Source organism: Streptomyces ferrugineus (genome assembly GCF_015160855.1).
In the GTDB taxonomy this organism is placed as follows: domain Bacteria; phylum Actinomycetota; class Actinomycetes; order Streptomycetales; family Streptomycetaceae; genus Streptomyces; species Streptomyces ferrugineus.
The window spans coordinates 5,352,030-5,364,073 of record NZ_CP063373.1; the positions used below are offsets into that span (position 1 = coordinate 5,352,030).

Sequence of the window (12,044 nt, forward strand, 5' to 3'; positions counted from 1 at the left end):
ATAGAGTCACCGCCGACCCAGCCGCTGTGGTCGGGAGGAGCGTCCGTGGGCATCAACCCGGGCCATGCGAGCCGGACGCACACCCGGCCCGGCCTGGCGGAGATCGGTGAGCGCCGTGTCATCGCTCTCGTCTATCTGGCGGGGGTGTCGGCGGCCGTCGCGCTGGGGCGGTTCGTCCCGCTGGAGACGGGGGTCAGAGATGGCTTCGGGCTCTCGCTCTCGGCTTTCGGCTGGCTGGTCTCGGGGATCACCGTTGTCGCGGCCTGTCTGGCCATGCCGGCGGGGCTCTGGGTCGCGCGACACGATGTGGGCCGGGTCCTGTCCGCAGGGCTGGGCGTCATGCTGCTGGGCGGGGTGCTCGAGGTCATGGCCCCTGCGGCCGTCGTGCTGTACGGCGCCCGGGTGCTGGAGGGGGTGGGGTATCTGGCGGTCGTGGTCACGGGTCCGCTGGTGCTGTCCGCCCGCTGCGGGCCCGCGACACGGCACCGGGCACTCGCGCTGTGGAGCACCTTCGTCCCGGTGGGCATGGCGGTCGCCTCGGCCGTCGGAGCGCTCGGCGGCACGGTGGGCTGGCGAGTCGCCGGCGCGCTGACGCTGGTCCCTGGGCTGGCCGCCCTCGCCGGCGCTTCGGGACGGCTGACCGGCATACGGGGCGAGGCGGGCGACCGTCGTGTCCGTCACGGCGGGGGCATCGGTCCCGTGCTCCGGCTCTCCCTCTCCTTCGCCCTCATCGCGCTGCTCGGCGTCACAGCGGTGGCCCTGCTGCCGAGCCTCGCCACGGACCGGAGCGTGGGCTCGACGGTCGGCGGAGTGACCGCAGCCGTGGTGTCGCTGGCCGGCGTGCCCGGCGGGCTGCTGGCGGGGCTGCTGCTGGGCCGGGGAGTCCGGCCGCGCGCGCTCTCCGCGGCCGTGCTCGTCCTGCCGTGCGCCGCGGTGGTGACATACCAGGTCACGCCCTGGGCGGCCGTCATCGCAGGCGCGGCCGTGCTGCAGTTCACGGGCGGGCTGGTGCTCGCCGTGCTGTACGCCGGCGTGCCCTCCGTCGCGCGTACGCCGTACGAACTCGGGCGTGGCTACGGCCTGTTGAATCAGGCGGGCAGCGTCGGCACGCTCCTGGGCCCGCCGGCCTTCGGGTTCGCGGTCACCCGCGCCGGCTGGACCTCGGCGACCGTCCTGGTCACCGCGGTCGCTCTGACCGGTCTGGCGCTCTTCCTGGCGGCGACCAGGCGTCCGGAACCGTCGGCACCGTGAACCCGGACTGGTAGGCGAAGGCGACGAGTTGGGCGCGGTCACGCAGGCCGAGCTTCTCGCGCAGGTGGTACACGTGCGAGCGTACGGTCGCCTCTTGAAGCGTCAGTTTGGCGGCGATGTCCGCATCCGTCAGGCCTGCCGCCACCAGGAGCAGGATCTCGCGTTCGCGTGGGGTGAGGGTGCGCAGGCCCTGCTGTGCCGCGGCGACGGGCTGGGCGTTGCGCCAGTAGAGCCAGCCGATCAGGCGCCTTGTGACCGGGCCACTGGTCGCGGCCTCGCCCGCGGCCAGGGCGCGCACCGCGCGGATCAGCTCCTCGGACGGAGCGTCCTTGACCAGGTACCCGTACGCACCCGCCTCCAGCGCCTTCATGACGATCGCGTCGTCGGTGCGTGCGCTGAACACGAGCACTTCGGGGCGTGGTGCCGGCCATGCCGGGCCGGTCACCTCGGCGGCGACCTCCAGGCCCGAGCGCCGTGCCAGGCCGATGTCGGTGATCAGGACGTGGGGTGCGTGGTGCCGTGTCAGGTCGAGGGCTTCCGCCCCGTCTCCGGTGGCCGCGACGACGGTGATGTCCGGGTCGCGGGCCAGTGTGCCGGCGAGGCCGTCGCGCACCACGGGCAGTTCGTCGCAGATCAGAACGCGGATTGTCACTCGCCAACGGTAAGGGTGCTCGTCGAGCGTGAGGCCGAGCGGCTTCATACGGCGGATGCCCATCAGGTGGTGAGCGCCGTCGGCCTCGCGTAGAGGCGGAAGCCGCCCTGAGGGCGGGCGGAGGGAGGTGACGGGGCTGGTCTCCTCGTAGTGCCGGATGGTGCGCGGCGACAGCTCCGTCCCTGCCGCGGCCGCGCGCGGCCGCCGCGTGCTTCGGTCACTGCGCCGCGACGGCCGTCGTCCCTGGTTACGAGCAGCAGCCTGAGCCACCCGTGTCCGCGCTGGGCTGTCGGCCGTGGAGGTCGTCGTCGTGGCCGGCGGCGATTCGTGCCCATTGGGCGGTCGGCCGTCCGTCCTTGCGGAACTGCTGGCCGAGCGTCTCGTACGGCTGCGGCCAGCCCGATGGGGAGTCCTCCCAGGTCTCCTGCCGTCCGTGGACCGTCATGTCAAGGATGCCGTAGGACGGTGCCATGGGTTCGACGCCACGACCGGTGGTCCAGTACGTCTCGTAGACGCGGTCCCCGTCGCGGAGATAGCAGGCCTTCATCCCGAAGTGGCGGTCGGCCAGGAGTCGTTCGAGCGACTCGGCGGGTACGGAGTACCAGGGCATCTCCCAGCCCATGAAGCGGCGGTAGCGGTCGGACTCCTCGTAGGGGCCCTGGCAGAAGACGGCGAAGGTGACGTCACGCTGGTGCAGGTAGGACAGTTCGCGGACCTGGCCGGTGAAGAACGTGCAGCCCTCGCACTGGTCGGCGGCGGTGTGGCCGTCGTGCCACATGTGGTACGACACGAACAGCTGGGTGCGGCCCTCGAAGACGTCGATCAGGGGAACGTGCCCCTTGCCCCCGACGAGCGGGGTCCACGGGTCCACCTCGGTCATGGGCAGCCTTCGCCGGGCGGCGGCGATCGCGTCGCCCTCGCGGGTGTGCGCCTTCTCCCGGACGCGCAGGGTGTCGATGGCGGCCAGCCACTCCCGGCGGGAGACGACCGGCGGCTTGTTCACATCAGTCATGGCCGTACTGACCGGGCGACTGGCAGCAATTCATCGGTGGCGCCCGTGGCGGGCGCCGCTAACCGAACCGAGCTTCCGGAATCTCGCTCAGCCCGCGCCGCCGCCGCGTGCCTCGGCGAGGAGCGCACGCAACTGCTCCACCGTGGGCAACGGGCCGACTCGACAGGACAGGCTCGCTGGTTGCCCTGGCGGTGCCAGCGGGTCGGTGCCGTTGATCAGGAGGGTGGGTGAACCGTGCATGCCCAGACGCTCGGCGTCCGCGGTGTCGGTGATCTCGCGCCAGGTCACTGCGGCGTCTGCCGGTTCACCCAGGGCGAGGGACAGGCGTTCGCGCAGCAGTGGAGCGTGCGGGCATCTCGGTACGACCAGCACGGTCAGGTCCATCGGGGCCTCCTCCTCGAAGTGGCGCCGACCTATCCGGCGGCGGCGTTCAACCGCTCGGGGTCCAGGACGGTGATACGGCCGCGAGCCAAACGGAGCAGGCCGCGGCCGGCGAATTCGTGCAGGACCTTGGTGGTCGTCTCGCGTGAGGTGCCGGCCAGGGCGGCGAGTTGTTCGTGAGTGAGGGCGATCTGCGGGTGGCGTGCCATCGCCGGCAACCTGCCGGCGGGGGTGTCGGCGCGGGCGGCGAGGGTGGTCAAGGTGGCGGCGATGCGCTGGGGGACGGACTTGAAGACGCTGTCGGACAGGCGCTGCTCGAGATCGGCGACTCGGCGGCCGACGATCTCGGTGATCCGGGCAGCGATCCGCGCGTCCGACAGCAGGAACCTGTGCACGTCGGCGCGGCTCATCACGCACACCGTGACGTCGTCGAGGGCCTCGGCGAAGTTGTCGTACATCCGCTGGCCGAGCAGCGCCATCTCGCCGAAGATCGTGCCGGGGCTGATGATCGCGCAGGTCAGGGCGCGGCCGTCGGCGGAGACGCGGAAGATGCGGACCCGTCCGCGTTTGAGGATGAACAGCACCTCGTTGAGCTGCTGCGGGGAGTGGAGGATCTCCCCGGCGGAGTAGGTCTTCATGGGGGCCGCTTCGGCGATCGCCTCCATCTCCGGCTCGGACAGGTCGCGGAAGATGTCGACCTCGGACATGCACCAGGTGCGGTCCGGATCGTCGGCGGCATCGTCGCGTTCGATCATGTGCGTGGTCTCCTCGCGTCGCCCCGGCGCCCAGGGCGGTGGTGCGGTGCCCCACGGTGGGCCGGCCAGTGCGGCGGTGCTCTCGGCCAGACAGTAGGACACCGGGCCGCCGCCGGGGGTGCTGCCACGCTGGGCAGCACCCCGTGGCAGGGGCCCGGGGCCGCCCGGAGACGCGAGCGGTGCCGGCGTCATCGCCCGGCCGAGCTGGTCCGCCTGCCCATGGTCCGGGCGAGGCCGACGTAGGTCAGACCGGCGAGCAGCCCGAAGACCAGGTGGCCGCCGAGGCTGGAGCTGGTGACGTCGTTCCACTCGAAGACCGGCATGCCCAGGTTGGCGGGCATGATCCACAGGGCACCGAGGGTCCACCAGACGGCGCCGTAGACCAGTCCGAGGACGACGGCGGGCGCGAGTTTCTGGGCGAACTCGCCGAGCAGGACGCCGAAGCCGATGCCCGCGAAGAGGGCGATGGCCAGGTGGATCAGCCACCCGACGAAGGCGTTGGCGGAGCCGAGCAGCCCGGCCACCATGGTGATCATCGCGGTGTCCGCCATCGGCCGCGACACCGACATCCAGATGCCGAACCCGACCCCGCCGACCAGTCCCGCCGCAGCGCCGTAGAGCGCGTGGACCGGAATGACGGCGGTGGTGGGAGATACCCGCAAGGTGATGGTCATGGTGACGGCTCCTCTCCTGCCACGGCCCTTTCGCTGCCTCTTCCTTCTGTCGACTCCGACGCTAGGAGCCGTGCGGCGTGCAGGTATGTGAGGGCGCTTACGTACGGGCCGGTAGGCCATTGCGGTCAGCGGGGGGCCGACGAGGACCTTGCCGCAACCGTGGCCTCAGCCGGGCGAGGACCACGCGGGCGGCCTCCTGCGGCAGCCCAGGACGCAGCCGTACGACCTCCGCGGGAGGGTCGCCGGGGCGCTCGCCTTGCTCGGCGGCCGGCCGGACGGAGCCGTAGCGCCGCTCACCGCCCCGCCCGGCGCTCCGCCTCCTCCTTGACCGAGGCGAGCGTCGCCTCCCAGCGGGCGGCCACCAGCCCGCCCCACCGGGTCCCGGACCAGCCGGAAGTCGATCCGCTCGGGCCGGGGAAACGCACCGTGTCCACGGTCACCGCCGTCAGCCGCCCGCCCGCGAGTGGCGTGAAGTGCTCGGCCAGCACCTTCAGCCTCCCCCGCATCGCCCGCATCACCCGCGGGGTCCGCCCCAGATACGGCCCCGCCACCACGCCGAAGACCACCTCCCGGGGCGCCGCGACATCCACCATCCGCGGCCCCAGCGGCCGGATCCGCCGCCCCACACCCACATCGACGCACAACGCCCCGGTCACCAGCCCCAGATACACCGCGGCCAGCCCGCCACCCGCACCCACCGCCCACCCCGCCATCCGCACCGGCCGAGCACCCGTCACCGCCGGTCCTCCGGCACCGCTTCCTCGACCATGACGCCCTTCCCGAAGGCGACATGGTTCTTGATCCGCCTGGCGAACGGGGTGGGGTGCGGGTAGTACCAGGCCGCGTTCGGGTTGGTCTGCCCGTCAACAGTGACCGTGTAGTAGCGGGCGATCCCCTTCCAGAAGCACAGCGACCGCATTCGGCTCTCCGTGAAGTACCTGCGGTCGAGCGACTCGGGCGGGAAGTAGTGGTTGCCCTCCACCACGACCGTACGGTCCGCCTTGGCGAGTACCGCACCATGCCATACGGCGCGCATCATGAGCGTCCACCTCCAGGCGGGACGAGAATCCTGACGCCGCGACGTTAGAACGCCGGCTCCGCTCACCTCGGTGATCCCGCTTACAGTGTGGCGCCGTTGCCGGCAGCGTGAGGCGTCCGGTCAGACGGGCGTCCAGCCGGGCGCGACGCCCCGACCACCACCCTTTCCGATAGGCAGCAACTTAGGTTAGCCTTCCCTCATTTCACCTGTTGCTCCGTTGTTCCTTTCCCACCTGCATCTCGTCCCGTCCCTGTCCCTCCCCTGTGCGCCAGAGAGAAGCAAGCCCATGACCGCAACGACGTCCCGCTCGGACGCTTCGTCGGGCCCGTCCCGGCGTCGCCTGCTCGCAGCCGGCGGCGCGCTCGCCCTCGGCCCCCTGCTTGCCGCATGCGCCAACGACGACAAGGGCACGCCCGACTCATCGGCCGAGGCCACCGCGAGCAGCGGACCGTGGTCCTTCAAGGACGACCGCGGCCGCACGGCCACAACCGACAAGAAGCCCGAGAGGATCGTCGCGTTCGTCAGCACCGCCGCCGCCCTCTACGACTACGGCATCGAGTGCAAGGGCGTCTTCGGCCCCAGCGAACCGGTGAACGGCGAGCCCAACCCGCAGGCCGGTGACATGGACGTGTCCGAACTGACCAGCCTGGGCACCGCGTGGGGACAGTTCAGCGTCGAGAAGTACGCCGCCCTCCAGCCCGACCTGCTGATCAGCAACATGTTCCCGCCGCCGGGACTGTGGTACGTGCCGGAGGAGAGCAAGAACAAGGTCGAGTCCCTCGCACCGACCGTCGGGATCAGCGTCGCCCGGACCTCCCTGCTCAACCCGCTCAAGCGCACCGCCGAACTCGCCGAGTCCCTCGGCGCGGACCTGAGCGCCAAGAAGGTCACCGCCGCCAAGGCCCGTTTCGAGAAGGCGGTCGAGACGCTGCGTACGGCGGCGAAGGCCGGCGGCGGGCTGAAGGTCATGGCCGTCACCGGCGACAAGGACAACTTCTACGTCGCCGTTCCCGACTCCTACTGCGACCTGAATTACTTCAAGGACCTGGGAGTGGAGTTCGTCGAGGGCAAGAAGTCCGATGAATGGGGCTTCTGGGAGTTCCTCAGCTGGGAGAACGCCAACAAGTACCACGCCGACCTCATCATGGTCGACAACCGCTCCACCTCCATGTCCTTGGAGCAGCTGAACGAGAAGGCCACCTGGCGCCAACTGCCCGCGGTCAAGGCCGGCCAGACCACGTCCTGGTCGATGGAGGAGCGCTTCAGCTACGCGGGATGGGCCCCGGTGGTCGAACGCCTCGCCGCGGCCGTGGAGAAGTCGAAGAAGCTCGACGCGTAGCCCAGGAGGTGCCGTCCCACGCCCCGGCACCGGCCCCGCCCGAGCGGCGACCGAACTCGGCGACGTCCAGGAGACGTTGCTCATCCCGCTCTACGCATGTGCGGTGGAGATGGTCGACGCGATCGCATACGACTTCAGCCGGTTCGACGGTGCCAAGAGCCTGCTCGGCGCGAATCCGCGGACGCTGCGGTTCGACGCCTGGATCGCCGGCTTCCTCCGGCAGCACCCCTCGGGCACAGTCGTGGAGATCGGCACCGGCATCAGCACCCGGTTCGAACGGCTCGACAACGGCACGGTGCACTGGAGGCACATGCTCGCCGCCTCGGTCACCGACCCGGCCTGGATCGACGAGGCCCGGCGGAACTGGACCACCGGCACCCGGGCGTCCAGTTGGCCGACTCCCGCACCTCCCCCGCTGGCCCGCCCCCGTGGCAGGCCGGCTCAACCCGGCGTATCGCCTCACGCTGCGCACCGCGTCGGTACTGCGAGGTCTGGCTTGCTGAATCCCGGTCGGCCCGCGGTGCGGCGATCGGTCGACCAGAAACAGCGGCCCGCTGGTGCGGCGGTACGACGACTCCGGCGCTCAACTCGGCCCGCCGCCAACCAAGTTGTCGCCAAGCGCAACCTGGCAGACTCCCCGGTCTCGATCCGCAGCCGTGGCCCTGCGGCCGGGGCCGGCAGAGGCCACCCGGCGGGGTCCGGGCCAGGTGCAAGATCTCCGCTCACGCGTTGAAGGGTCTTGCCGTGGACAGGTTCGAGCAGAATGAGAAGGCGCCGGTAACCGGGGGCATCTGCCTGCTGACCGCCGTCAGCCCGCGCAGGGATGAAGGCAACAGCCCGACCGGGATCGTCGGCCGGTGCCTGGCACGACAACTCCTCGCCATGGGCCGGCATGTGCGGGTGATGGCCGAGACGGACCAGTGCGGTGGCTGGCCCGACACGGTCGAAGTCGTGGAAGCGTCCATCACCCGGCCGCTGGAGTGTGCCCGGGCCTTCGACGGTGTCGGGGCCGTGTTCCTCGCCGGTGCCCGTGCGTCGACGGTCCAGGACGCCCTCACTCTGGCGCGGGAAGCCTCCGTCGGCAAAGTCGTCTTGTTGTCGTCTCACGGGCCGGAGTACGAAGAGGCGAATCCGCCGGAGCACTCGGGTCTCGCCTGGACGCACATCCGGCCGTCGGCGGTGATGGGTGCCGTCCTCGAGGGCACCTACCCGGCGACAGGTTCGGACTGGCCTGACACCGTTCGCGCCGACGGGGTGGTCCGGGAGGCTTTCCTCAACCAGGGCCACTACCCCTTCATTCATGAGGAGGACCTCGCCGCTGTCGTGGCTGCGGCCCTGATCAGCGATGACTACACCGGGACGGTCGTCGAGGCCGTGGGCCCGCCGCTGAGCACACGCTCACGGGTACGGAGCATCGCCACCGCTCTCGGCCGCGACATCGACACGGTCGATCTGGCACCGGACCAGAGCCGGGCGATCTGGCGACGTCTTGGTTGGCCAGATGGTGCGATCGACGTGACGCTGTACGCACTCGAAGAGTACGGCGCCCACTTCGCCGAACTCGTTCAGTGGACACTCGACCAGCGGCCGTCCGTGCAGGACATCATCGGCCGCCCCCTGCGCACCTACGACGACTGGGTGAGCGAGAACGTCGACTCGTTTCGCTGACCTCGGCCCGCTGAGCACGATCTCCCGCCAGGGCCGTGCACTGTTCAAGGTCGCTGACGAGGCGGGGCGGCCGCTGCGTATCGGGAAACGGCCGTGGCCGACGCCGTCTCCCGCTTCCCGGCCCGCCCCCGACCCAGGGCCTTGGCCCTTGGCCCTTGGCCCTCACCGCGACGCCACCGGCGGTTCCGGCCGGGCAACGCGCAGATGCGGGGCCACGCTGCGGAGCTTCTCGCAGGTCTCCTCCCATTCGCGTTCCGGTGTCGACTGGCCCATCACCCCGGCGCCCGCGCGCAGCCAACTGCGCCCGTTCCGCTGGAAGACCGTGCGCAGGACGAGCGCGGCGTCGAGGTCGCCGTCGGCGTCAGCGGTGAACACGGCGCCGGCGTACAACCCGCGGGGTTCGCCCTCGTATCGGCCGATGGCCCGCAGGGCTCCCGGCTTCGGGCAGCCGGTGGCCGTGATCGCCGGGAAGAGTGCAGCGAAGGCCGCCCAGGGGCTCCGGTCGTCGGCGAGGCGTCCGGTGACGCGCGAGGCGAGGTGCTGCACCGATCCGCGCTCGCGGACCGTCATGAACTCCTCGACCACGACCGCGTCCCGGCCGCAGACCTCGCTCACTTCGTCGACGGCGAGGCGTACCGAGAGGGCGTGCTCGTGGATCTCCTTGGGGTCGCCGAGCAGGTCGGCGCGCAGGCGGGCGGTCTCGCCGGGGTCCGTCGCGAGGGCCCGGGTGCCGGCCAGCGGCTGGGTGGAGACGCGACGGCTGCTCCCGTCCACCTCGACGACCGTCTCGGGGCTGAAGCCGGCGGCCCGCCACCCGCCCAGGTCCAGCAGGAAGGAGCGGGCGGGAGTGTTGGCCCTGCGGCCCGCCAGGTAGGTGGCGGCGAGGTCGGGGCTGAGGTGCTCCGGCAGCGGCAGGGGACGCGAGAGGACGGCCTTCTGCAGGTGTCCCGCCCGGATGTCGGCCACGGTGCGGGCGACGGCGTTCTGATAGGAGCCGGTTCCGAAGCCGACAAGCCCCTCGGCGTCGGCGGGGCTCTCCCCCGCCTCCTCCGCAGGGCGGGAGAGCGCTTTGGCGATCAGAGGTACGTGTTCGGGGTCGGCCGTGCGGATGCGTGCCGTGCCCGGAGTCAGTTCGACCTCGGTGACCGGCAGCATGAGATGGAGCAGCGGGTCTTGTCCCGGGTCACCGGTGTCCGAGTGCAGCAGATGGGCCAGCTCGAAGGCGGCCCAGCCGTACGCCCGCCAGTCGCGGTGCGGCAGATGCGCGAGGGCCGCGGCGATCTGCTCCAACGGCGCCTGGTGGTCCAGGGGTTGGGTCAGCGATCGGCTCCCGCAATGGGCGGTCACCTGGTGGGCGTCCAGCGTGACGGTCGCGGCCGGTCCGGCAGCGTACGTCCATGCCCCGGCGCGCTCGTAGACCACGTACTCGCCGCCGAGGCCCGCTCGGGCGAGCCGCACCGCCGCCTCCGCCGGATCGTGCGGCGCCTCGACGATCTGCGCGGGCCCCGGCGCGGGCAGGGCGTCCGCCCAGGAGCTCCAGGTACCGGTCATGCGCGGGGACTTCCTTTCAGCTCTCGGGCCAGTTCTGTCAGTGCCTTCTTGTCGGTCTTGCCGACCGCCGTCACCGGCAGTGCCTCCAGGGCCTCCACACGGTCGGGGATCTTGTACGGCGCAAGACCGCGCTCCCGGAGGAAGGCGGCCAGCTCGCCACGGCCGGGAGCGTCGGCTCCGGGCGCGGGCACGACGAACGCGCAGGTGCGCTCGCCGAGCAGGTCGTCGGGTACGGGGACGACGGCGGTGTCCAGCACCGCGGGATGGTGGACGAGTTGTTCCTCGACCTCGGCGGCGGCCACCTTGTCCCCGCCCCGGTTGATCTGTTCCTTGACCCGGCCCTCGACGACGAGATGACCGGTGGGCGTACGCCGTACCAGGTCGCCGGTCCGGTAGTAGCCGTCGGCGGTGAACGCGGTGGCGTTGTGTTCGCCCGCCCGGTAGTAGCCGCGCAGCGTGTAGGGGCCGCGCGTGAGGAGCCGTCCGGTGGCGCCGGGCGGGACGTCGCGGTCGTACTCGTCGACGACGCGGATCTCGTCGTCGGGTGACAGGGGCCGCCCCTGGGTGTGCAGGACGATCTCCTCGGGGGCGTCCGGTTCGGTGTAGTTGAGCAGGCCCTCCGCCATGCCGAACACCTGCTGCAGTACGGGGCCGAAGGCGTCCCGCGCCTGTGCGGCGTGCTCGGGCAGCAGCCGGGCGCCGCCGACCTGGAGCAGCCGCAGCGACGACAGGTCCGCGTCGCCCCATTCGGCAGCCGCCGTCCACATGCGGGCCGTGGGCGGTACCAGCGCGGTCGCGGTGACGCCTTCGCGCTCGATGAGGGCGAACGCCGCGTCCGGGTCGGGTTCGTCCGTGAGGACCGCCGTACCGCCCGCGTGCAGGGCACCGAGGACGCCGGGGCAGCCGAGGGCGAAGTTGTGGGCGACGGGGAGGGCGGCGAGGTAGACGGTCCCTGGTCCGAAGCCGCACAGGTCGGCGCTGGCGCGCACGTTGTAGGCGTAGTCGTCGTGGGTGCGCGGGATCAGTTTGGGCAGGCCGGTGGTGCCGCCCGAGACCAGCAGCAGCGCCACCTCGGAGGCGTCGTCGGGGGCAGGGGGCAGGTCGGGGGCGCCGGGGCCGTCCAGCGGGGTGTGGGCTCCGGGGTCGCCGGCCACCAGGACATGCCGGAGGTCGGGGCTCTCCTTGAGGACCTCGGCGGCGAGGTCACGGTGGTCGAAGCCCTGGTGGACGTCCGGGACGACGTACGCGACTGCCTGGGACAGCCGGCACAGGTGGACTATCTCGCTGCGGCGGTGCAGTGGCAGGGCGAGGACGGGGATCGCGCCGAGCCGCTGAAGGCCGAAGAAGACGGTGAAGAACTCGGGGACGTTCGGGAGTTGGAGCACGACCCGGTCCCCCGCCCGGACGCCGAGCCCGGCGAGTCGGCGGGCGACGCGCTCGGCCTCCCGGGCCAGCTGCGCGCGGTCCAGTCGCCGCGTGCCGCACACGAGCGCGGTGCGCCGCGGATGGGCCCGGACCCAGGCCCGCAGTAGCCGGTCGAACGTTTCTCCTCGCCAGTGGCCGGAGGCCCGGTACTGCGCGGCGAGGTCCTCGGGCCAGGGCGTACAGCCGTCCAGCACGTGAATCCCCCTCTGGTCGTATCCCGCTCGGCGGGGCTTGTCGATCCCGCTCGTCATACTGTAGTAAATGAATATCATTTTCAATAACTGATGCCATCGAGGC

General features: G+C 71.4%; 13 protein-coding genes. 4 read left to right on the forward strand and 9 right to left on the reverse strand.

Annotated elements, in window-relative coordinates; genetic code table 11:
- Positions 1–45 precede the first annotated feature (45 nt).
- A complete protein-coding gene (locus IM697_RS24205) occupies positions 46–1,251 on the forward strand; it encodes an MFS transporter (RefSeq protein ID WP_194038205.1) in 1,206 nt (401 codons plus the stop codon).
- Here the strand turns inward: IM697_RS24205 and IM697_RS24210 are convergent.
- From IM697_RS24210 to IM697_RS24240, 7 genes are all read right to left on the reverse strand, one after another.
- Positions 1,178–1,903: a response regulator gene (locus tag IM697_RS24210; RefSeq protein WP_194038207.1), complete on the reverse strand. Its 726-nt coding sequence runs from the start codon at positions 1,901–1,903 to the stop codon at positions 1,178–1,180. The genes IM697_RS24205 and IM697_RS24210 overlap by 74 nt on opposite strands.
- A 247-nt stretch (positions 1,904–2,150) precedes the next feature.
- Entirely contained in the window at positions 2,151–2,915 is a 765-nt protein-coding gene (locus IM697_RS24215; protein ID WP_194038209.1) for a DUF899 family protein, read from the reverse strand.
- 87 nt (positions 2,916–3,002) lie between these two features.
- Positions 3,003–3,299, reverse strand: coding sequence for a thioredoxin domain-containing protein (locus IM697_RS24220; protein WP_194038210.1), 297 nt, complete (start codon positions 3,297–3,299; stop codon positions 3,003–3,005).
- Between the two features lie 29 nt (positions 3,300–3,328).
- Positions 3,329–4,051 carry a Crp/Fnr family transcriptional regulator gene (locus IM697_RS24225; RefSeq protein ID WP_228044145.1) on the reverse strand — a complete coding sequence of 241 codons (723 nt, stop codon included), beginning with the start codon at positions 4,049–4,051 and terminating at the stop codon, positions 3,329–3,331.
- Between the two features lie 188 nt (positions 4,052–4,239).
- Entirely contained in the window at positions 4,240–4,725 is a 486-nt protein-coding gene (locus IM697_RS24230; RefSeq protein WP_194038212.1) for a hypothetical protein, read from the reverse strand.
- Positions 4,726–5,018: 293 nt separating this feature from the next.
- Positions 5,019–5,462 (reverse strand): SRPBCC family protein, encoded by a 444-nt coding sequence (locus IM697_RS24235; protein ID WP_228044146.1) that lies wholly within the window; start codon positions 5,460–5,462, stop codon positions 5,019–5,021.
- Positions 5,459–5,764, reverse strand: coding sequence for a DUF427 domain-containing protein (locus IM697_RS24240; RefSeq protein ID WP_194038213.1), 306 nt, complete (start codon positions 5,762–5,764; stop codon positions 5,459–5,461). Before IM697_RS24240 ends, IM697_RS24235 begins: the two co-directional genes overlap by 4 nt.
- A 286-nt stretch (positions 5,765–6,050) precedes the next feature.
- On the opposite strand from IM697_RS24240, the gene IM697_RS24245 reads away from it, so the two are divergent.
- From IM697_RS24245 to IM697_RS24255, 3 genes are all read left to right on the forward strand, one after another.
- Complete coding sequence (locus tag IM697_RS24245) at positions 6,051–7,103, forward strand: ABC transporter substrate-binding protein (protein WP_194038214.1); 1,053 nt, start codon at positions 6,051–6,053, stop codon at positions 7,101–7,103.
- Between the two features lie 103 nt (positions 7,104–7,206).
- A complete protein-coding gene (locus tag IM697_RS24250; protein ID WP_194038215.1) occupies positions 7,207–7,836 on the forward strand; it encodes a hypothetical protein in 630 nt (209 codons plus the stop codon).
- Positions 7,837–7,847: 11 nt separating this feature from the next.
- The gene (locus IM697_RS24255; RefSeq protein ID WP_194038216.1) at positions 7,848–8,771 is read left to right on the forward strand and encodes an SDR family oxidoreductase; all 924 of its coding nucleotides are present in this window, start codon (positions 7,848–7,850) and stop codon (positions 8,769–8,771) included.
- Positions 8,772–8,933: 162 nt separating this feature from the next.
- Here IM697_RS24255 and IM697_RS24260 read toward each other — a convergent pair whose 3' ends face one another.
- Complete coding sequence (locus IM697_RS24260; RefSeq protein WP_194038217.1) at positions 8,934–10,322, reverse strand: salicylate synthase; 1,389 nt, start codon at positions 10,320–10,322, stop codon at positions 8,934–8,936.
- A complete protein-coding gene (locus IM697_RS24265) occupies positions 10,319–11,941 on the reverse strand; it encodes a (2,3-dihydroxybenzoyl)adenylate synthase (protein WP_228044147.1) in 1,623 nt (540 codons plus the stop codon). The genes IM697_RS24260 and IM697_RS24265 overlap by 4 nt, the downstream gene beginning before the upstream one ends.
- Positions 11,942–12,044 lie beyond the last annotated feature (103 nt).